The sequence below is a fragment of the Occallatibacter sp. genome, assembly GCF_049582745.1.
Classification (GTDB): Bacteria; Acidobacteriota; Terriglobia; order Terriglobales; family Acidobacteriaceae; genus Telmatobacter.
In genome coordinates, this window is the sequence record NZ_JBAUUO010000009.1 from 1 (window position 1) to 20,935 (window position 20,935).

Annotated in this window: 15 protein-coding genes; 9 read left to right on the forward strand and 6 right to left on the reverse strand. The window is 60.3% G+C overall.

Annotated features, from left to right (window positions below):
• Positions 1-53 precede the first annotated feature (53 nt).
• Together WCA10_RS00780 and clpB are read left to right on the forward strand one after the other, a co-directional pair.
• Positions 54-545: an Hsp20/alpha crystallin family protein gene (locus tag WCA10_RS00780; RefSeq protein ID WP_472820571.1), complete on the forward strand. Its 492-nt coding sequence runs from the start codon at positions 54-56 to the stop codon at positions 543-545.
• A 188-nt stretch (positions 546-733) separates the two neighbouring features.
• On the forward strand, positions 734-3,358 hold the full coding sequence (clpB, locus tag WCA10_RS00785) for an ATP-dependent chaperone ClpB (RefSeq protein WP_472820572.1): 2,625 nt from the start codon (positions 734-736) through the stop codon (positions 3,356-3,358).
• 114 nt (positions 3,359-3,472) lie between these two features.
• On the opposite strand, the gene WCA10_RS00790 is transcribed toward clpB, so the two are convergent.
• Positions 3,473-4,027: a glutathione peroxidase gene (locus tag WCA10_RS00790; protein ID WP_472820573.1), complete on the reverse strand. Its 555-nt coding sequence runs from the start codon at positions 4,025-4,027 to the stop codon at positions 3,473-3,475.
• A 621-nt stretch (positions 4,028-4,648) separates the two neighbouring features.
• Here WCA10_RS00790 and WCA10_RS00795 point away from each other — a divergent pair.
• Entirely contained in the window at positions 4,649-5,653 is a 1,005-nt protein-coding gene (locus tag WCA10_RS00795) for an MBL fold metallo-hydrolase (protein ID WP_472820574.1), read from the forward strand.
• A gap of 103 nt (positions 5,654-5,756) precedes the next feature.
• On the opposite strand, the gene WCA10_RS00800 is transcribed toward WCA10_RS00795, so the two are convergent.
• The 3 genes from WCA10_RS00800 to WCA10_RS00810 all read right to left on the reverse strand — a co-directional run bounded on the left by WCA10_RS00800 (position 5,757) and on the right by WCA10_RS00810 (position 9,415).
• Positions 5,757-8,231: an endonuclease MutS2 gene (locus WCA10_RS00800; RefSeq protein ID WP_472820575.1), complete on the reverse strand. Its 2,475-nt coding sequence runs from the start codon at positions 8,229-8,231 to the stop codon at positions 5,757-5,759.
• 203 nt (positions 8,232-8,434) lie between these two features.
• Entirely contained in the window at positions 8,435-8,770 is a 336-nt protein-coding gene (locus WCA10_RS00805) for an FmdB family zinc ribbon protein (RefSeq protein WP_472820576.1), read from the reverse strand.
• A 99-nt stretch (positions 8,771-8,869) separates the two neighbouring features.
• A complete protein-coding gene (locus WCA10_RS00810; protein WP_472820577.1) occupies positions 8,870-9,415 on the reverse strand; it encodes a DUF2911 domain-containing protein in 546 nt (181 codons plus the stop codon).
• Positions 9,416-9,654: 239 nt separating this feature from the next.
• Here WCA10_RS00810 and prpB point away from each other — a divergent pair, with 239 nt between their 5' ends.
• From prpB to WCA10_RS00840, 6 genes are all read left to right on the forward strand, one after another.
• Positions 9,655-10,557, forward strand: coding sequence for a methylisocitrate lyase (gene prpB / locus WCA10_RS00815; RefSeq protein WP_472820578.1), 903 nt, complete (start codon positions 9,655-9,657; stop codon positions 10,555-10,557).
• Positions 10,558-10,604: 47 nt separating this feature from the next.
• The gene (gene prpC / locus WCA10_RS00820) at positions 10,605-11,768 is read left to right on the forward strand and encodes a bifunctional 2-methylcitrate synthase/citrate synthase (protein WP_472820579.1); all 1,164 of its coding nucleotides are present in this window, start codon (positions 10,605-10,607) and stop codon (positions 11,766-11,768) included.
• 179 nt (positions 11,769-11,947) lie between these two features.
• Entirely contained in the window at positions 11,948-13,396 is a 1,449-nt protein-coding gene (locus tag WCA10_RS00825) for a bifunctional 2-methylcitrate dehydratase/aconitate hydratase (RefSeq protein ID WP_472820580.1), read from the forward strand.
• A gap of 82 nt (positions 13,397-13,478) precedes the next feature.
• Positions 13,479-14,966, forward strand: coding sequence for a glycerol kinase GlpK (glpK, locus tag WCA10_RS00830; protein WP_472820581.1), 1,488 nt, complete (start codon positions 13,479-13,481; stop codon positions 14,964-14,966).
• Positions 14,966-16,540: a glycerol-3-phosphate dehydrogenase/oxidase gene (locus WCA10_RS00835; RefSeq protein WP_472820582.1), complete on the forward strand. Its 1,575-nt coding sequence runs from the start codon at positions 14,966-14,968 to the stop codon at positions 16,538-16,540. The genes glpK and WCA10_RS00835 overlap by 1 nt, the downstream gene beginning before the upstream one ends.
• Before the next feature lie 28 nt (positions 16,541-16,568).
• Positions 16,569-16,829: a UBP-type zinc finger domain-containing protein gene (locus WCA10_RS00840; RefSeq protein ID WP_472820583.1), complete on the forward strand. Its 261-nt coding sequence runs from the start codon at positions 16,569-16,571 to the stop codon at positions 16,827-16,829.
• A 407-nt stretch (positions 16,830-17,236) separates the two neighbouring features.
• Here the strand turns inward: WCA10_RS00840 and WCA10_RS00845 are convergent, their stop codons facing one another.
• Positions 17,237-19,069 carry a 30S ribosomal protein S1 gene (locus WCA10_RS00845; RefSeq protein WP_472820584.1) on the reverse strand — a complete coding sequence of 611 codons (1,833 nt, stop codon included), beginning with the start codon at positions 19,067-19,069 and terminating at the stop codon, positions 17,237-17,239.
• A 73-nt stretch (positions 19,070-19,142) separates the two neighbouring features.
• Complete coding sequence (locus tag WCA10_RS00850; protein WP_472820585.1) at positions 19,143-20,927, reverse strand: coagulation factor 5/8 type domain-containing protein; 1,785 nt, start codon at positions 20,925-20,927, stop codon at positions 19,143-19,145.
• Positions 20,928-20,935: the final 8 nt, after the last annotated feature.

The window sequence follows — 20,935 nt, forward strand, 5'->3', positions numbered from 1 at the left end:
GGGATCAGCCTCCCCAACCCACAAAACCAAATCCAGTTGGAGGACACAAAATCATGGCAATCACTCGTTGGGATCCCTTTCGTGAAGTTGTTGCATTACAGAATCGCGTGAACTCGCTTTTTCGCGAAATGAACGAAGGCGACAGCCCGTTAACGACTGCCAGCTTTGTGCCGGCCGTCGATATCTATGAAGACGCCAAGAAGGTTGTTTTAAAGCTCGAAGTTCCGGGGATGGAAGAGAAAGACCTGGACGTCCGTGTTGAGAACAACACGCTGACCGTAAAAGGCGAGCGCAAATTCGAAAAGGACGAAAAGGAAGAGAATTTCCATCGAATTGAGCGCCGTTACGGCAGCTTTTATCGCGCCTTTACCCTTCCCTCGACGGTGGACACATCGAACGTGCAGGCCAGCTACAACGCCGGCGTTCTGAAGCTGGAACTGAGCAAGAAGCCCGAGGCACAGCCGAAGCAGATCAAAGTCAACATCGGCGGCCAGAGCAAGATCGAAAACAAGACGGAAGAGCACGAACTGGTAGGCGCTCGGTAAGGAAAAGCAGTTATCAGCGATCAGTTGTCAGTTGTCAGTCTCCGGGCCGATGATCAGCTCATGGGTTGAATTGGAGACTCGACGGCTGACAACTTTTCTTTATCTCTCCAAAATCAGGACGCAGATCAATCGGAGAGCTGATAGCAGGCCAAACTGAGAACGGAAGACTGAAAACTGAGGACTACTTCATGGCTATTCGTTGGGAAAAACTGACAGTGAAATCGCAGGAAGCGATGCAGCAGGCGCAAGGGCGCGCGACCGAACTCGGAAACCCCGAGATTCAGCCGGTGCATTTGCTGCTTGCTTTGATTGAGGACCGTGAGGGCGTGATTCCCGCGGTGCTTGAGAAGATCGGTGTTCCCACGGAGCGGCTGGAAAGCAGTTTGCACCAGATCGAGGAGAAACTTCCCAAGGTGCAAGGCAGCTCGGCGCAGCCCGGACCGAGCGCCGCGCTGACCAAGGTGCTGGATCAGGCATTTCGCGAAGCCTCGAACTTCAAGGACGAGTACATCTCGACCGAACACCTGCTGCTGGGGGTGGCGCATCAGAAGGGCGACGCGGCACGCGATGCGCTGCTTGCCGTTGGCGCCACGCACGAAGCCATTCTGCAGGCGCTCACGGCGGTACGCGGATCACAGCGCGTGACGGACCAGAATCCAGAAGGCAAGTTCCAGGCGCTGGAGAAATATGCGAAGGATCTGACGGAATTGGCGCGTCGCGGCAAGCTCGATCCGGTGATCGGGCGTGACGAGGAAATTCGCCGGGTGATCCAGGTGCTGAGCCGGCGCACAAAGAACAATCCGGTTCTGATCGGCGAACCCGGCGTTGGCAAAACTGCCATCGTGGAAGGGCTAGCGCGGCGGATTGTCTCCGGTGATGTTCCGGAGAGCTTGCGTGACAAGCGCGTCATCTCGCTCGACCTGGGGTCGATGCTGGCAGGCGCGAAGTATCGCGGTGAGTTTGAAGACCGGCTGAAGGCTGTGCTGAAGGAAATCGAAGAGTCGAACGGACAGATTGTTCTGTTCATCGACGAGCTGCATACGCTGGTTGGTGCCGGCGCCGCGGAAGGCGCCATTGACGCGAGCAATATGCTGAAGCCGCCGCTGGCGCGCGGGGAACTGAGGGCTATCGGCGCAACCACGCTGAATGAGTACCGCAAATATATCGAGAAGGATGCGGCGCTGGAGCGGCGGTTCCAGATCGTGTATGTCGGAGAGCCGAACGTTGAGGACACGATTGCGATTCTGCGCGGCTTGAAGGATCGCTACGAGGCGCACCACAATGTGCGCATCAAGGACTCGGCGATTGTCGCGGCGGCGACATTGTCGCATCGCTATATCAGCGACCGGTTTCTTCCGGACAAGGCCATCGATCTTGTGGATGAGGCCGCGGCTTCACTCGCTATCCAGATCGGCTCGGTGCCGACGGAGATCGACCAGCTCGAGCGGCAGGCGACATCGCTTGAAATCGAGAAGGCTGCGTTGAAGCGCGAGACCGACGCGAACAGCCGCGGCAGGCGCGAAGAGGTGGAGCGCGAACTGGCCACGCTGAAGGAGCAGACGACCGCTCTGCGTGCCCGCTGGACAATGGAGCGGGATGCCATCAGCCGGATCAGCGAATTGAAGAAGAGGATTGAGGCGCTGCGCTTCGAAGCAGAGGAGCAGACGCGCAAGGGGCAACTCGATCGCGCGGCGCAGATCCAATATGGTGAGTTGCCCAAGATGGAAGCCGAGTTGAAGCAGTTGAATGCGCTGCAAGATGGCACCTCAAACGTGACGCGGATGCTGAAAGAAGAGGTCGACGAAGAGGACATCGCCAAGATCGTCAGCAAGTGGACCGGGATTCCTGTTTCGAAGATGCTCGAAGGCGAAGTGAACAAGCTCGTGCATATGGAAGAGCGTCTGCGCGAGCGCGTGATTGGGCAGGACGCAGCGTTGAGTATCGTGGCGAATGCGATTCGGCGTTCGCGGGCGGGACTGAGCGATCCGAAGCGGCCGATCGGTTCGTTCATTTTCCTTGGACCCACGGGTGTTGGAAAGACCGAGACGGCGCGCGCGTTGGCGGGGTTTCTTTTTGATGACGAGCAGTCGATGGTCCGCATCGACATGAGCGAGTACATGGAGAAACATGCGGTGGCGCGGTTGATCGGCGCGCCTCCGGGATATGTGGGCTACGACGAGGGCGGGCAGTTGACTGAGGCAATACGTCGGCGGCCATATGCGGTGATCCTTTTCGACGAAATCGAAAAGGCTCATCCGGATGTGTTCAACGTGCTGCTCCAGATCATGGACGACGGAAGGTTGACCGACGCGAAGGGCCGGACTGTGGACTTCAAGAACACGGTGCTGATCATGACGTCGAATCTTGGCGCTGCGTTTCTGTCGACGGAGTCGCTCAAAACAGAGCACGACTTTGACATGGCGCGCGAGAGCGTGATGCGTGTGCTCCGCGAGCATTTCAGGCCGGAGTTTCTGAATCGCGTGGACGATATGGTGATCTTCCGTCCGCTGGGTCACGCACAGCTCGAAGCCATTCTCGAACTGCGGTTGGAGGAGGTTGGGAAACTGTTGGAAGACAGGCAGATTTCGCTCGAACTGACGCCGTCGGCGCGGGAGTTGATCCTGGCATCGGGTTCGGATGTTGCGTATGGAGCACGGCCGTTGAAGCGTGCTCTGCAGCGGATGGTGCAGGATCCGCTGGCCATCAAGATTCTGAATGGCGAGATTCTGCATGGGGCGCATGTGCGGATCGACGTGGATCGGAAATCGAACGTGCTGCACTTCGAGCCGATGGGCCGCGAAGCGATGGCTTAACCACCTGCGGTGGGGCCAACTGCGCTATCGCGCCAGAAACAGTCAGGGCCTCGGAGATCAACTACTCCGAGGCTCCTTTTTGTGCGTTAACCTTAGGGCGTAAGGGCCGCCATGCTATTTCCGCAGAGCGGATTCGACGGCGGACTGAACCTCTGTTGAATCGGGAGTGACGGCGGGCTCAAACCTTGCCACGGGGTTGCCGTTGCGGTCGAAGAGGAACTTGGTGAAGTTCCACTTGATGTCGCCGGCGAATTTAGGATCTGTGGAGCTGTCGGTGAGGAAGCGGTAGAGCGGAGCCTTGTCGTCGCCGAGTACCGAGACCTTGGCCATCATGGGAAAAGTGACGTTGTATTTGCGCGAGCAGAACGTCTTGATCTCCTCATTGGTTCCCGGTTCCTGCTGGGCGAAGTTGTTGGCAGGCACACCAACGATCACCAATCCGCGAGCCTTGTATTTTTCGTAGAGCGCTTCAAGGCCTGCATACTGCGGCGTAAATCCGCACTTGCTGGCCACGTTCACGAGCAGAACAACCTTGCCTTTGTAGCTCTTGAGGCTGACAGGCTGGCCGTCGATTGAGTTGATGGTGAAGTCGTAGATGCTGCCAGCAGATGCTGCGAACATGACGGTCGCCGCCAGAAAAAGCACGAGGGCCAGAATTGGTTTGCGCACGAATGATCCTCCTTGGGGCCTTGGCTGACGCTGATGATACCGGTCGAGACCATCCGGTTTGTCAACAGAATGTCAGCCTTGTCCCCGGTCCGTACACCAGTTGCGGTATCCCCCCCACTGGGTATTCGGAAGGAAATGTCCTCTTTTCAGGGGGTTACGGAGGAGCTTCGCGCTAAATATTTCTTCTGAAATGACTTAGGCTGCAGATATTTCTTGCGAAAGGACTTAGGCTTCGATCGTCTTCCTGAATGGCGGGTTGGATGAACGCGCTGAGTTGCTAATGAAGTTCGGATTCATGGCTACCGGGTCCGCGCATCGAAGCCAGACAATCTCATTGTGCAACATTTGCGGGAAATTACCTGCAAAAGGGCAGTGACGGGAAGTTGTTCGGAAAGAAGGGGTTAGAAAATACTTTTCAAAATGAGGGTTGACAGCCATTGAGGTGAACCCCTTGAGTGAGACAGTTTGTATTTTGACAGATCGCCGTTGGTTGAAAATCGGTCTTCATTTTCTTTCTTCTGCGACAGACTGAGTTGCGGTGAGTGAAGCGGAAACAGGCTTTGGAGCGCCCCGAGGGTCCTTTCTTATTAGCCAGCATCTATGTAGCAGGTGCGTATAAGGATGGGGATTCCGTTCTGGGCAATAAAAGTGCAGCAGCTTTGGAAGCTGGTGCGTGAGAGTCATGCAAAGCCGCTGGCGGGAAAAGCGACGAAGCCACCCAAGGTTCGATCGGGCGAGACGGCGATCACGTTTATCGGGCACTCGTCGTTTTTGATTCAGACAGCGGGGCGCGCACTACTGATTGATCCGGTGTTTGCGACGCGGCTGATCGTGCTGAGGCGGCAACGGCGCGCTGGCTTGCGCGTTCGAGATTTGCCGCCGATTGATGCGGTGCTGCTGACGCATGCGCACATGGACCATTTGAATCGGCCTTCGTTGCGGGCGATTACGCGGGAGATGCGGCGGCGGGGGTTGGCTGCTCCGGTGGCGATTGTGCCGCAGGGCGTGGAAGATCTGGTGGCGGATCTCGGTTTCGCGGGGGTAGTTTCGCTCGAGTGGTGGCAGACGACTGAGCTCGAGAGTCCGCCGCACGCGGAGCCGAATAGTGCGCGGCTGGTTCCGATTGACCCTGGTGAACCTCCGAGAAGGCTGATGGAGCAGGAGAGCCTGACCATTACAGCGACGCCGGCGCGGCACTGGGGTGCGCGGATGTTCAAAGACACGCATCGGGGGTTCGGCGGATACGTGATTGAATCGGCGAACGGGCCGACGATTTATCACTCCGGCGATTCGGCGTATTTCGGCGGGTTCGCGGAGATCGGACGGCGTCTGAATCCGGAGATTGCGCTGCTGCCGATTGGCGCTTATTTTCCGGACGGCTATCGCGCGGTGCATACGAGCCCGGAGGAGGCGCTGCAGGCTTTTCGAGACTTGAAGGCCGATGTGATGATTCCTATGCATTACGGTACGTTTCGTCTTGGCCGCGAGCCTATGGATGAGCCGTTGCCGCGGCTGTTGCAGGCTGCGGAGCGGACAGCAGTAGGCGATCAAGTTGTGGCGTTGGGTGAAGGCGAGAGCTGGAGGGTGGAAGGCTCTTCAGATCGACGAATGGCTGCCGCTGAATAGTCCGCACGCAATCAGAGAAGCAACTGCAGGTTCCTCCGCTCCCCGTTCGCTGCGCTCAGGGTCGGTCGGAATGACGGCGCTTTGTGTGTCACTGGCGAGACCGCTATTGGCGCAGTTCGACGAGGGTGGCGCCCTGGCCGCCTTCGTTCTGGGGGGCTTCGGCGATGGTGGCTACGTGGGGGTGCGACTTGAGGAAGTCGCGGACGCCGCGGCGGAGGATGCCGGCGCCGTGGCCGTGAATGATGCGGACGCGCGGGAGGCCGGCGAGAAAGGCGCGGTCGAGATACTTCTCCAACTCCTCGGTGGCTTCGTCGACGGTGCGGCCGATGAGGTTGATCTCCATGCGCATGTCGTCGGCGTTGGCGCTGGTGACGGTGACGTGGACACCTTTTTGATTGCGCGCGGCGGCCAGGGGATCGGCTTTGGTTTGGCCGGAATCTCCACCAGAGGGTGAGACTGCGGAGCAGTCGTCGCGCTTGACGCGCATCTTGATGGGGCCGAGGGCTACTTCGAAGAGGTCCTTTTCTACTTCGCGCTGGACGACGGCGATCTTATTCATGGACTTGATGCGGACCTGATCGCCGGGCGCGATGTGACGGAGAAGGTGCGGCTGGGCGTTGACATCGCCGGTGTCTGCGCCGGTGCGGTGGGCGACGACGGTCTGATTGAAGCTCTCCTGAAATTCGCGGCGCAGGCGATTGATGCGGCGCTCGGCTTCTTTGGACAGCTTTTGCTGCGCGGCGCGGTCTTCGATGGCGCGGACGTTCTCGCGCATCTGGAATTCGAACTCTTTCATTAGGGAGGCGAGCTTGGATTCGAGTTCGCGGGTGCGGTTGCGGAGTTCTACGTCGCCTTCGCGGGCAAGTTTGGCGCGCACCTGGTTGAGAGCGTACTGCTGCTCGCGGGCATTTTTCTTTTCGACTTCAAGCGCGGAAAGATCGTCGTGGAGTTTGTCGAGGAAGCGGGCGATGTCGACTTGCTGCGAGCCGAGGCGCGCACGGGCGGCGGCAACAATGGTGCGATTGAGGCCGAGACGCTCGGCGGTTTGAATGCCGGCGGAGGCGCCGGGGACGCCGAGGCGGAGCTGATAGTTGGGGACGAGTGTGACTTCGTCGACGCCCGCGGCTGCATTGAGCACGCCGGGGGTGTTGGCGGCGTAGACCTTGAGCGAAGTGTGATGGGTGGAGATGAGCGTCCATGCGCGGCATTCAAGGAAGTGCGCTGCAACTGCGACTGCCAGCGCGGCACCTTCTTCAGGGTCGGTGGCGGAGCCGAGTTCGTCGAGAAGGACGAGAGAGCTTGCATCCGCAAGGCGGGAGAGGCGATTGAGATTAACGATGTGCGCGGAGAAAGTGGAGAGCTCGGCTTCAATGGATTGCGCATCGCCGATGTCGGCGAGGAACGCGGTGAAGATGGGGAAGCTGGCTGCGACGGCGGGAATGGGAAGGCCGGCCTGGGCCATCATGGCCAGCAGTGCGGTGGTCTTGAGCGTAACGGTTTTGCCGCCGGTGTTGGGGCCGCTGATGATGAGTTGGCGGGCTTCAGTAGTGAGTTCGAGGGTGAGAGGGACGACGCGCCCATGGGTTGGGCGGAGGTGGCGCTCGAGAAGCGGATGGCGGGCGGAGTTCAGGCTGAGCTGGTCGGGCGTGATGGTGGGGGCCACGCAATCGTAGTCGCGGGCGAAGCGGGCGCGGGCGAGGAGCGTGTCGACGAGGGCAAGGACCTTGGCGCCTTCGACGAGGGATGTGGCGTATCCGCCGACCTGGCGCGTGAGGGCTACGAAGATGCGATGGATTTCAGCTTGTTCTTCTTCGAGGAGGCGGACGAGTTCGTTGTTCTGCTCGATGGTTTCGAGAGGCTCGACGTAGACGGTCTGCCCGGATGAACTTGCTCCGTGAACGACGCCGGAGACGCGGCGCTTGAGTTCGCTGCGGACGGGAATGACGAAGCGGTCGCCACGGATGGTGATCAAATCTTCCTGCGTGGCGCCTTCGCCGGTGAGCTTGCGCAGGGCGGAGCGGAGGGATTCTTCGATGGCACGCTGCTGTCGTTCCTGCTCGCGGCGGATGCGGTTGAGCTCGGGTGAAGCGTCGTCGGCAAGGGTGCCGTCGGGGAGGATTTTGCGCTCGATCGATTCGGCTAGCGGCTTGAGGGACGAGCCGGCGAGTGCGGCGGAAAGCTCGGAGAGCCGAGGCAGCTTTCCAGCTATACGCGCCGGCGGTTCGCGCAATAGAGCCTGCCATGCGGCGACGTCGTGGGCGAGGCGAGCGATGGATTGGAATTCCGCGGCTTCGAGGGCGGCACCGCGGATTTGGGCTTTAGCGGCGAGTTGGGTGGGATCGAAGAGGCCGCCGAGGGGGATGGAGATTTGTTCGGCGAGGAGGAGGCGGAGTTCGCCGGTGAGCTGGTGCTGGCGAGTGATCCAGGGCTCGTCGCTGGAAGGGAGCAGGGTGAGGATGGCTTCGCGGCCCACTCGCGATGCGGCGTATGCGGCGAGAAACGCGAGGAGATGGTCCCATTCGAGGGCGGCGGTGTCGGCGTCTTCGACGGGGGACGGGATGGGTTCGAGCAGGGACATGGACTGTGTTTAGTTTAGTGGGAGGGGGTTGGGCGGAATGCGTACCCATGTCTCAAAAGCGAGATATGGGGCACGCAGCGAGCTCGAGGCGGTCTATGGGGAGAAGCAGATTCTTCGCTCACCACCTCCGAACTGAGAGACGTTCGGGGCCCCGTTCGCTCAGAATGACACCGCCAACTTTTTATGAACGCGAGGACAGAACGCTAGCTGTCAGTGGAGGACTTGGGCGTGGATGCGGGCGCGGAGGGGGCGGCCGTGGTGGAGGATGGGGCGGTCGGCTTATCGCTGGATTTAGACGTTTCTTTGGATTCGGCGGGCTTCGATTCGCTGGATGATTCGGTCGAAGACTCCGAGCTTTTGGGGGCGTAGTCGTTGATGTACCAGCCTGCGCCTTTGAAATTGAGGCGCGGTGCGGTGAGCGGACGAATTAGCGTGGCCTTGCCGCACTTGGGGCAGACGGTCTCCGGCTCGGCGGAGAAATTCTGAATTTTTTCGAATTTGTTACCGCAGCTCGTGCAGCGATAGGCGTAGAGGGGCAAGGCGGTTCGACTCTCCGAAGCGATGAAGCTCTGTATCCATTGTAGCGGTGGGCGGAGATGTTAGAAATCTCCGCCCAGGCCGTTTTGATCGCATTGTTGTTACTTGTGGACCGAGATGGGCACGGATGCGGAATGGTCTTCCCATGAGAGAGTGAGTGTGCCTTTGCCTCCGCCATCGTCTTCGAGGGTGTACAGGAGGTTCTCGACCATGGAGGCTGGCTTGGTCATGTGCATTTTGGTTTTGCCGAGGTCCTGGGAGCCGTCGTAGGCGAGTCCCCATTCGCCGGTTTTCTTGTTGACGATGAGGGTCCACTGGTCAGGATCGGAGATGTCGACGAAGAGGGTGTAGTCGCCCTTAGGGACGTTCAGGTCGCCGATCATGAGATCGCCGTCAGTGTGGAGGGTGGTGGCGGAGTTGGCTCCGGCGCGCCAGACGGGGTAGTGGGGGTTGTGGCTGATGAGGCCATCCTTGGTGAAGATTTTGCCTTCGCGGCCTTTGACGCCGGGGGAGGAGTAGGCGATGGTGATCTGGTGGCCGCCGATGGTGGCTTCTGCCTTAGCCGGCGGGCTGGCTGGCGGCTTTTGCTGGGCCAGGATTGTGGTGGCAGCGAAAAGAAGTCCGGCACATACGATGAGAGGCTTCATGGGTGATTCTCCCTCCAGGGCAGCGGCGCAAGAAACGGAAAGCCGCGGCAACGGGAACGATTGTCGCACCGGAGGGTGGGGGTGGGGAAGCCGGAGCGATTCCTGGATAGGCATTTCCTGTTGAGTTTTCGCCGGGTCGCCGACTCGCAGATGGTCGCGTCGACATCGGATTTGGGACAAAGCAACGGCAGAATCGCTGTAGCCGTTCCTGCTGCTATGATGCGGCGAAAGGGCATTGCATGCAGAAGACTCGCAGTGATGGATCGCCTGGAGCGCGGTTTCGCACCGCGGTAGCGGAAGAAAAGCCACTGCAGGTTGCGGGTGCGATTAACGCCTATACGGCGCGAATGGCCGAGGCTACGGGATTTCGCGCGCTGTATCTTTCGGGCGGCGGCGTGGCTGCGAATTCGCTGGGGATGCCGGACCTGGGCATCAGCACGATGGAAGATGTGCTGACGGATGTGGGTCGGATTACAGAGGTGACGACGCTGCCGCTGCTGGTGGATATCGATACGGGATGGGGCGGCGCGTTCAACATTGCGCGGACGATTCGGGCGATGATTCGCGCGGGCGCGGGCGCCGTTCACATGGAAGACCAGGTGGGCGCGAAGCGATGCGGGCATCGGCCGGGGAAAGAACTTGTCGCTGCAGAGGAGATGGTTGACCGCATCAAGGCGGCGGTGGATGCGCGGACAGATAGAGAATTCGTAATCATGGCGCGGACGGATGCGCTGGCGGGCGAAGGGCTGAAGGCGGCGATCGAGCGGGCGCAGGCGTATGTAGCGGCGGGCGCGGACATGATTTTCGCCGAGGCGGTGACCGAGTTGGGAATGTATGCGGAGTTTCGCAAGGCGGCGGGGGTGCCGATTCTGGCGAACATTACGGAGTTTGGGCAGACTCCGCTGTGGACGCGCGAGGAGCTTGCGCAGGCGGGCGTGGACATTGTTCTCTATTGCTGCGCCGCGTATCGGGCGATGAATTCGGCTGCGCTGCAGGTGTACGAGGCGATACGGACCGAGGGCACGCAGAAGCATGTGATCCCGATGATGCAGACGCGCGCTGATCTTTATAAGTACCTCGACTATCACGCGTACGAGAAGAAGCTGGACGATCTGTTTGCGAAGGGCAAGGACGGCAAGTAGACAGCTTCGCCGCTGATCCTTTAGCGTGATGCTCTGCGGGGGTTGGAATGAGCAATGAGGGAAACGCCGCGCCCGCGGCATTCAAACCGAAAAAGTCGGTCGCGCTATCGGGCACGCCGGCGGGATCGACAGCACTGTGCACGGTGGGGCATAGCGGCAACGATCTGCACTATCGCGGATACGACATCAAGGACCTTGCGGCGCACTGCGAGTTTGAAGAGGTCGCTTATTTGCTGGTCCACGGCAAGCTGCCCAACGTGGCAGAGCTTGCGGCATACAAGGCGAGCCTGAGGCCGCTGCGGAGCTTGCCTGCGGCCGTGAAGCAGGCGCTGGAATTGCTGCCGCCATCGACTCATCCCATGGACGTGTTGCGGACGGGCGTCTCCGTTCTTGGCTGCGTGCTGCCGGAGGGTGAGAGCCACAAGGAGAGCGGCGCGCGCAAGATTGCGGACAGCCTGCTGGCCTGCATGGGATCGATGCTTCTCTATTGGCACCACTATGCGCGCAACGGACGACGCATTGAGGTTGAACGGTTTGAGGATTCGATTGCCGCGCACTTTCTGCACCTGCTGCACGGGACAGCTCCGAGCGAAGAGTGGACCAGGGCGATGCAGACATCGCTGATCCTGTATGCGGAGCACGAGTTCAATGCTTCGACATTTACGGCGCGGGTGATTGCCGGTACAGGATCGGATGTTTATTCGTGCATTGCGGGTGCGATCGGAGCCTTGAAAGGGCCGAAGCATGGCGGTGCAAATGAGGTGGCGCTGGAGATTCAGAATCGCTATGAGAAGCCGGACGAGGCCGAGGCGGACATGCGGCGGCGCGTGGCGGAGCGCGAAGTAATCATTGGCTTCGGACATCCGGTGTACACCATCAGCGATCCGCGCAGCGACATCATCAAGGCAGTTGCGCATGGCCTGGCAAAGGCCAGCGGGGATACTCGACTCTATAGCGTGGCTGAGCGCATTGAAACTACGATGCAGGATGCCAAGCGCATGTTCCCGAATCTCGATTGGTACAGCGCGGTTGCGTACGATTTGATGGGTGTGCCGGTGGATCTGTTTACGCCGCTGTTTGTGATGGCGCGGACGGCGGGCTGGTGTGCGCACGTGATTGAGCAGCGGCAGGACGGAAAAATCATTCGGCCTTCGGCGGTGTATACCGGACCGGAGGATAAGAAATTTGTGCCGATTGAGAAGCGGGCGTAACGGACAGAGGATCGTGCTTTCTCACCCTTGCTGACGCAAGGATGGGGCACCCAGGCAACGCTTGATTCTCAAAGAGATTTTCGCACCAAAAGCAGATTCTTCGCTTACCACCCCCAAACTGAAATACGTTTGGGGCCCCGTGCGCTCAGAATGACAGAGGCACTGAGGAGATATCCAGGTTGACTTCGCACATCAGTAATGAACGGCCGTCGTTCGATAAAGTGATCGCGGACATTGCGGATTACGCGCTGGGGTATGAGATCAAGAGCGATCTGGCTTATGCGACGGCGCACTATTGCCTGATGGATACGCTTGGTTGCGGGCTGGAAGCGCTTGAATATCCGGCGTGCACCAAGCTGCTTGGGCCGATTGTGCCGGGAACGGTTGTACCGCATGGGGCACGCGTGCCGGGGACAAGCTTCCAGCTCGATCCCGTGCAGGCGGCATTCAACATTGGCGCGATGATTCGGTGGCTGGATTTCAACGACACGTGGCTGGCGGCGGAATGGGGACATCCTTCGGATAACCTGGGGGGAATCCTGGCGGTCGCGGACTGGCATTCGCGGACCGGCGCCGTTGAAGGCAAGCCTGCGCTAACGATGAAGCAGGTGCTGGAGGCGATGATCAAGGCGCATGAAATCCAGGGATGCATTGCGCTGGAGAATTCGTTCAACAAGGTTGGACTCGATCATGTGGTGCTGGTGAAGGTGGCGTCGACGGCGGTGGTGTGCGGGCTGCTGGGCCTGAATCGAGAACAAACCCTCAATGCAATTTCACTTGCTTGGGTGGACGGACAGAGCCTGCGGACATATCGACATGCGCCGAACACTGGTTCGAGGAAAAGTTGGGCTGCGGGTGATGCGACCAGCCGGGCAGTGCGGCTGGCGCTGATGGCTCGGGCGGGTGAGATGGGGTATCCTTCGGCGCTGACAGCAAAGACCTGGGGATTCTACGACGTTTCGTTTCGCGGGCAAGAGTTCAAATTCCAGAGGCCCTATGGCAGCTACGTGATGGAGAACGTGCTGTTCAAAATCAGCTTTCCGGCGGAATTTCACGCGCAGACAGTGGTGGAAACGGCGATGACGCTGCGCGGCAAGCTGGATCTGCGCGGCAAGACAGCCGAAGATATCAGGAAGATCACGATTCGCACGCACGAGGCGTGTTTGCGGATCATTGACAAGAAGGGGCCGCTTTCGAATCCTGCGGATCGCGATCATTGCGTGCAATACATGATTGCAATTCCATTGATCTTCGGACGGCTGACAGCGGCGGACTATGAGGATCAGGTTGCGGGCGATGCTCGCATTGATGCGTTGCGGGCGAAGGTGGAGTGCGTGGAGGAGCCGCAGTTCACGAAGGATTATCACGATCCTGAGAAGCGGTCGATTGCGAATGCGCTGCGCCTGGAACTGGCGGACGGGACGGTGCTCGAGGAGACGGTCGAGTATCCGATCGGGCACAAGCGGCGGCGCAAGGAAGGGATGCCGCTGCTGGTGGAGAAGTTCAAACGCAACCTGGCACGACGGTTTGGCGAAGAGCAGCAGCAGAGGATTCTGGATGCGTCGCTTGATCGCGAGCAGTTGGAGCGGATGCCGGTGAGTGAGTACGTGGATTTGTACGTTGTGTGAATTCCGCGCTGTCTCGGCCCTGGGGCGGTTGCGGCACCGTGGTGGCTCGTGATTGACTTGGTCCGAAGGTTGACCACTCCCGATGGCATACATTCTTGCACTGGACCAGGGCACGACGAGTTCGCGCGCAATTCTCTTCGATGAAGCCGGCTCGATTGCCGCAGTAGCGCAGCACGAGTTCGAGCAGTTCTACCCGCAGGCAGGATGGGTAGAACACGATCCCATGGAGATTTTGACCAGCCAGCTCTCTTGCGCGGTGGAAGCACTGGGCAAGGCGGGGGCCCGTCCTCGCGATGTGGCGGCAATCGGGATTACCAACCAGCGCGAAACGGTGATTGTGTGGGAGCGCGAAACGGGCAAGGCGATTCATCCGGCGATTGTGTGGCAGGACCGGCGGACTGCTCCGGTGTGTGAATCTTTGGAAAAGAGTGGGGTCGGGGAGACGGTTTCCGCGAAGACGGGGCTGGTGCTCGATCCATATTTTTCGGCGACGAAGGTGCGCTGGATCCTGGACAACGTGCCGGGTGCGCGGGGAAGAGCGGAACGCGGAGAACTGGCGTTTGGCACCGTGGATAGCTGGCTGATCTGGCACCTGACCAGCGGCATGCGGCACGTGACGGACGTGACGAATGCGTCGCGCACGCTGCTTTACAACATCGTGAAGGGCGAGTGGGATGCGGAGTTGCTGCGCATCTTCGAGATTCCAGCCAACCTTTTGCCGGAGGTTGTGTGGTCGAGCGATCGCATCGGCGATGTCACCACCACTCTTGGGCTAGGCGGCACGACGATTGCGGGAATCGCGGGCGATCAGCAGGCGGCGCTGTTCGGACAGCTTTGCTGGAATGCGGGCGAGGCGAAGAACACGTACGGTACCGGCTGCTTTCTGCTGCAGAACGTGGGAACGGAATTTGTGCGGTCGAAACACAAGCTGATTACGACGCTGGCGGCGAGTGCGCAACGACGGCGGGAATATGCGCTGGAGGGCAGCATCTTTATTGGCGGCGCCGTGGTGCAGTGGCTGCGCGATAATCTGCGCCTGATTGGATCTTCGGCAGAGGTGGAGGCGCTGGCGGCGAGTGTGCCGGACACCGGCGGCGTCGTGTTTGTGCCAGCGTTTGTGGGGCTGGGCGCGCCGCATTGGGATCCGCATGCCGGTGGGCTGCTGATTGGGTTGAGACGCGATACCAAGCCGGGGCATATTGCGCGGGCGGCTCTGGAGAGCATCGCATTTCAGGTTGCGGATGTGCTGGAAGCAGTGCACAGCGAGACGGGAACTCCGCTGGGCGCGCTGCGCGTGGATGGCGGCGCGGCGGTGAATGACCTGATGATGCAGTTCCAGGCGGACGTGCTCGGAGTGCCTGTTGTGCGGCCGCGCGTGACGGAGACGACGGCGCTGGGTGCGGCGTATCTGGCGGGACTGGCGACGGGGTTCTGGGCAAGTCCCGAAGTGCTGCGCGCTCAGCGGGAAGGCGATGTGCGCTTTGAGCCGCGCATGGAGGCCGCCGAACGCAAGGATCGCCGGGAGCGGTGGCAACGCGCGGTAGAGCGATCGAAAAACTGGAGCAACTGATGCGCAGAGAAGAGATGCTGCGCAGGATCCGCGAAAGGGCTGATGCCGGCGAACCGTGGGATATTGCGGTGATCGGCGGCGGTGCTACGGGCGTGGGCGTGGCCGTGGATGCGGCGGCGCGGGGATTCGACGTAGCGCTGGTGGAGGCGCACGATTTCGGCAAGGGGACCAGCAGCCGCAGTACAAAGCTCGTACACGGCGGCGTGCGGTATCTCGAACAGGGAAATATTCCGCTGGTGATGTCGGCGCTGAAAGAGCGCGGGCTGCTGCGGCAGAATGCTCCGCACCTTGTGCATGACCTGGCATTTGTCGTGCCGAATTATTCGTGGTGGGAGGCGCCGTTTTACGGGATAGGTCTGAAGCTCTACGACCTGCTTGCCGGCAAGTATGGCTTTGGTGCGTCGAAACTACTTTCGAAAGAAGAGACGCTGGAGCGGTTGCCGGCACTGGAGCCGGAGGAATTACGCGGCGGGGTTGTTTACTACGATGGGCAATTCGACGACGCGCGGCTGCTGATGCATCTGGCGATGACAGCGGCGGATCATGGCGCTACGCTGGTGAATTATTGTCCTGCAACCGGATTGTTGCGCGATGACGAAGGCTATGTGAATGGCGTGGCGGCGCGCGATGAGGAAACGGGCGAGGAGTTGCGGATCGCAGCGCGAATCGTGGTGAATGCGACTGGAGTGTTCACCGACGAGATTCGGCGCATGGCCGATGCCAAGGCAGAGCCGTTGATGGTGACGAGCCAGGGAATTCACCTGGTGTTCGATCGGAGTTTTTTGAAGGGGGAGACGGCACTGATGGTGCCGCGAACGAGCGATGGGCGCGTGCTGTTTGTGATTCCGTGGCATGGGCATGCGGTGGCGGGTACTACAGATACTCCGGTGGATGCACCGAGTTTGGAACCGAAGGCTCTGGATGAAGAGATTGAGTTCATTCTTGAGACGGCGGGGCGTTATTTAAGCAGGCCTCCGACGCGGGCGGATGTGCTGGCTGTTTATGTGGGGTTGCGGCCGCTGGTGAAAAGCAATGGAGAAAGCAAGACGGCGGCGCTGTCGCGCGATCACGTGATTCATGTGGACACGTCGGGGCTGCTGACGATTACGGGCGGGAAGTGGACAACGTATCGGCACATGGCTGAGGACTGCGTGGATCACGCGATTACGCTGGGCAGGTTGCGGGATGAGGCTTGCACGACGAAGAATCTGCGGGTACATGGGTATTTGAATGCTGAGGAAGAGGGCGAAGAGGATCCACTTGGGGTATATGGGGCTGATGCTGAGGAGATTCAGAAGTTAGTCACGGAGCGGCCCGAGTTGGCCGAGCGACTTCATCGCGACTTGCCCTATATCGCAGCAGAGGTGGTGTGGGCGGCGCGTGCTGAGATGGCGCGGGGTGTCGAAGATGTGCTGGCACGGAGAACGCGGGCACTGTTTTTGAATGCGCGCGCGGCGGTGGAGATGGCGGAACCAGTGGCGCATTTGCTGGCGGCGGAACTGGGGCGCGATGGAACGTGGGCGACGGCGCAGGTTGCGGAGTTCCGCGCGCTGGCGAAACAATATATGGTGTGAAGGCGGGTTTCCCCGGCGGAGGCGACGAATGGCTACGAAATGCACGCATGAGAAGGATCACATAAAGAATGTGAAGCCGAGCAGCAAAGGGTGCGAGGACTGCCTGAAGACGGGCGATACGTGGGTGCATCTGCGCATGTGCCTGGAGTGTGGGCACGTGGGGTGCTGCGATTCTTCGAAGAACCGGCACGCGCGAGCACATTTTCATGCGACGCAGCATCCGATTATTCGCTCGGCTGAGCGCGGAGAGGATTGGCGCTGGTGCTATATCGACGACGCGTATCTGTAGCGCCTTGAGCCTGAAATCCTCAGCAGGAATTAAGAGGCGAAAAGCAGATTCTTCGACTTACCACCCCCGAACCTGCCCTACAGAGCTATCGCTCTGCGGGTCCTTGGTACGTTTGGGGCTGCGTTCGCTCAGAATGACACCGTAAAGAATGACTGCGTAAAGAAAATGCCGAAAAACAAAAGCGGATTCTTCGACTCACCACCCCCGAACCTACCCCACAGAGCTATCGCTCTGTGGGGCCCCTGGTACGTTCGGGGCCCCGTTCGCTCAGAATGACACCGCCAACTACATGGGGAATTTCAGACGATGGGGACTTTCAGACGATGAGGGATTTCAGACGATGAGGGATTTCAGATGCTGCAGGATGCTGAAGGAGAGCGCCTGACAAGCGCCTGGAAGTGAGCGGTTCAGGCCAGCTGGACCTCGATGGATTTGGCGTCGGCATCGAGCTTCGTGATTTTAAAGCTGCGGATCTGGCCGGGGCGGAGTGGCTCGGGGGCTGCGGACGCGGCGGGCGTACTTCCCTTCCAGCGGGCTTGCAGCATGTTGGAGAGCGAAGACAGGTCGGCCTTGGCGGAGGGTTGTGATTCAGCCGCGGCCGGTGCGGCCTTGGCAGCGCGGCACGTTGCGCGGATGCCTTCGCCGAGTTCGATCGTGGCGACCGTAGCTGATTCGTCGACTACACGGCCGGAGACGATGTCGCCGGGTTTGTGCTCGGCGATGTACTCGTCGATGCTGGTGGGAATCAACTGCTTCATGCTGAGCTTGATCTGGCGCTTCTCAGGCGCAATGCCGAGCACCTGCGCCTTGACGACCTGGCCGGCACGCAGCACTTCCTGCGGATGATTGATGCGCTTGTCGGCGCTGATTTCGCTGACGTGGACGAGGCCTTCGATGCCGTCGGCGATCTGGATAAAGGCTCCGAATGGCATGATCTTGCTGACCGGGCCTTCGACCTGCGAGCCGACGGGAAACTTGCTGGTGACCTCGGACCACGGATCGGAGAGAGTCTGCTTGAGGCCGAGCGAGATTCTACGTTCTTCAGGCTTAATCGCGAGGATGACGGCGTCGACCGTGTCGCCTTGCTTGAGCACGTCGCTGGGATGGTGGATCTTTTTGCCCCAGGACATTTCTGAAATGTGGATGAGGCCCTCCACGCCGGGCTCGATTTCAACGAAGGCTCCGAAGTCGGCGAGGCGGGTGACGGCGCCGGTGATGCGCTGGCCAACCAGATATTTGCTTTGCGCGGCCTCCCAGGGCTCGGGCTGAAGCTGCTTCAATCCAAGCGAAAGCTTCTTCGTTTCCGGATCGATCTTGAGGATGCGGACCTGGATCTGTTGTCCGACGGAGAGAACGTCTTCGGGCTTGTTGACGCGGCTCCACGAGATGTCGCTGACGTGGAGGAGGCCATCGATGCCGCCGAGGTCAACGAATGCGCCGTAGGCCATGAGGCTGCGCACGGTTCCGTCGAGCACGTCGCCGGGCTGCATTGCGCCAAAGCGGCCTTCCTGCTCGGCGCGGGATTGTTCTTCGAGGACGACGCGGCGGTCGACGACGACATCTTCGTCGGTGACGTCGAGCTTGGTGATGCGGCATGTGATTTCGGTGCCGACCATCTTCTCGAGTTCAGCAGCGTCGCGGGTGCCGCTGCGGCTGGCGGGCATGAAGGCGCGCACGCCGATGTCGACGGTGAGGCCGCCCTTGATGACAGCGGTGACGGTGCCGACGACAGCGGCCTTTTGCGCGAAGGCTTCTTCAAGTGCGGACCAGTCGCGGGGCTGGGAGACCTTGAAACGCGTGAGGTCGTAGTAGCCTTCTTCATTGCGGCCCTTGACCGAGACGAGGACCTTGTCGCCCGGCTTTACACCTTCGGCGTTGTTCGGGAAAGCGGAGAGCGGGAGGACGCCTTCCGTTTTGTAGCCGATGTCGACGAAGGCCTGTTCGGCGGAGAGGGAGACGATGGTGCCCTCGATCTGCTTAGCGCCGGAGGCTGGCTTGTGGGTATGGCTCTTCTCAAACTGGGAGAGAATGTCGGCGAAGTTTTCCTGAGGCTCGGTGGGTGGCTCGATTGGTTCTTCGGCTCGCGGGTCCGCGGGAGCAGGCGGAACGGATTGTGCAGCGGGGCTTTCAGTTTTCGCGGCGTCAGCGGGGGCACTCGCTGCGGACGGAGGCGTTTGCTCGCTGGTGGTATCGGGAGATTCGGGGGCCGGCTGGGACTCGGAAATGCTTTCGTCGCTCATGATGTCTACTGTTCCATTGTCCCATGCGTAACCCGGCGCGGTTGCTGGTGCGCCGGGCTTCGCTGGTTGAGGCCTACTGAGGGAATTCCGCAACCTTGGGCGTAACGCGGTTGGGTGCGACGTGGGTGGGGCCGCCTTTGTTGTCGATGACGTTGGAGATTTCGCCGAGGTTGTCGAGGGCGACGGTAATCATGTGGTGGAAGCGGACACCGGGCGTAACGGGAACCTCGATGGCACGCGTTAACGTCACATTGGGATGGCGGAAGACGGAGTAGATGCCGAGTCCCCAGGCTTCGTGGTTGGTCACATTGTCGGCAACCTTGTACGAGGCCCAGCCATTTGTGCCGGGAGCGGAGGTCCAGCTTACCTGGTCGGGTGGGTCGTAGGGAATCTCGGACTGGTAGAAGTAGGTGCGGCCGTGGTTGCCGTTCCATAGGACCTGGAATTGCTGGTGATGTTCGACGAATAGACCGTAGGCGGTGACGTTATTCCCGTTTACGACGAGGCCATTGTCGCTGAGGTTGCTGGTCCAGCCGACGCCGGAGCCGTGATCGGCTCGCCAGATCCAGGTGTGGTCAATGATGGTGTCGTTTGAATTGATGAGCAGGTTCACTTTTGCGCGGCCCACGCCCGCTCCGCCGACGCGGAAGAAGACGTCGTGGAGAAAGATGGGATTCTTCGCGTGCGTTGCGTGGCTGGCTCGAGGTCCGATTTCGACGAGGACTGCGGATTGCTGCGGACCGGCGTCGATGAGAAGTCCGGCGAGGTCGATGCCGTCAACATCGGCGGTGGTGATGGCGGCGGTACCGTTGGTGGGGCGAAGAGTAGCAAAGCCGAGGCCGAGGATGATGGTGTCTTTACGTACGACTTGGATTGGCTCGGTGAGATCGTAAATCCCCGGAGCCAGAAGCAGGTTTTTGCCCTTGGCGAGTTGGGAGTTGATGGTGGCGGCGGTGTCTTTGTCGGGTCGAGCAATGTAGAAGTCTGCGAGCGAAATTGCACGGCCGGGTGTGGAGCCGCCGTGCCAGGTGATGCCCTGACTGTCGGACTGGAGAGCGGGAACACGAACCCACCACTTGCGATGCGCGTCGACTTCAAGGAACGGCTTTTCGCGGACGATGGGAGTTTTGTCGACTTTGGTGTAAGGCGGCTGCGGCCACTCGCCTTCAGGTGGGTGCGGGATGCCGACGAAGACCATGTTCCAGTTGGCGCCCGTCCAACCGCCCCATTCACTGTTGCGGGAGATCCATTGCTGTTGCGGACCGGCGCCGACGTTGCCGTCGATGAGCGAGTCGGATATCCAGCCGCCGCTGGCCCATCCGCCTTTTTGATGAAGAACGATGTTACCCCGAACGTGCATGCGGCGGAAGGGGACGGCCTGCGAGACGGCCCACTGCATGGTGCCGCCGGTCGGCGTGACTGAGAATCCTTCTGCGCTGCGCCAGAACGTGCAGGTGGCGTTGTTGCGCGGGAGACTGGCGTCAGAGTGGACCTTGCCGATGATATGTACCGCGTCAGGCGAAGCGCCGAGGCCGAGCACCTGCGTGTAGAAGCCGATGGGGATATCGACGTGGTACTCGCCGGGCAGGAAAAGGAGGGCGTAGCGAGCCGTACCGAACTCGCTGTGCTGCTGGATCGCGTAGACCTTGTCAATCTGGGCCTGGATGTTGGCCATTGGCATCGAGGGATCGAAGAGCAGGACGTTGTCGCCCAATTCAGGCTGCGTCACAAGTCGGGGAGAACGGTCAGGTTGCGCGTTCGCAGTTGCGAACAGGAGAAGGGCAGCGAGACAGCTGAAGATACACAGCGACGCCTGCGTTGAGTTGAAGCCGGCTCTAATTGATTCTGGATTGCGCATTGCGCGGG

Bases quoted from the DNA above. Each gene is read 5' to 3' on its own strand.
- WCA10_RS00780 (WP_472820571.1), top strand. From the start codon at position 54: ATGGCAATCACTCGTTGGGATCCCTTTCGTGAAGTTGTTGCATTACAG.
- clpB (WP_472820572.1), top strand. From the start codon at position 734: ATGGCTATTCGTTGGGAAAAACTGACAGTGAAATCGCAGGAAGCGATG.
- WCA10_RS00795 (WP_472820574.1), top strand. From the start codon at position 4,649: ATGGGGATTCCGTTCTGGGCAATAAAAGTGCAGCAGCTTTGGAAGCTG.
- WCA10_RS00800 (WP_472820575.1), bottom strand. From the start codon at position 8,231: ATGTCCCTGCTCGAACCCATCCCGTCCCCCGTCGAAGACGCCGACACC.
- WCA10_RS00810 (WP_472820577.1), bottom strand. From the start codon at position 9,415: ATGAAGCCTCTCATCGTATGTGCCGGACTTCTTTTCGCTGCCACCACA.
- prpB (WP_472820578.1), top strand. From the start codon at position 9,655: ATGCAGAAGACTCGCAGTGATGGATCGCCTGGAGCGCGGTTTCGCACC.
- prpC (WP_472820579.1), top strand. From the start codon at position 10,605: ATGAGCAATGAGGGAAACGCCGCGCCCGCGGCATTCAAACCGAAAAAG.
- glpK (WP_472820581.1), top strand. From the start codon at position 13,479: ATGGCATACATTCTTGCACTGGACCAGGGCACGACGAGTTCGCGCGCA.
- WCA10_RS00835 (WP_472820582.1), top strand. From the start codon at position 14,966: ATGCGCAGAGAAGAGATGCTGCGCAGGATCCGCGAAAGGGCTGATGCC.
- WCA10_RS00840 (WP_472820583.1), top strand. From the start codon at position 16,569: ATGGCTACGAAATGCACGCATGAGAAGGATCACATAAAGAATGTGAAG.
- WCA10_RS00845 (WP_472820584.1), bottom strand. From the start codon at position 19,069: ATGAGCGACGAAAGCATTTCCGAGTCCCAGCCGGCCCCCGAATCTCCC.
- WCA10_RS00850 (WP_472820585.1), bottom strand. From the start codon at position 20,927: ATGCGCAATCCAGAATCAATTAGAGCCGGCTTCAACTCAACGCAGGCG.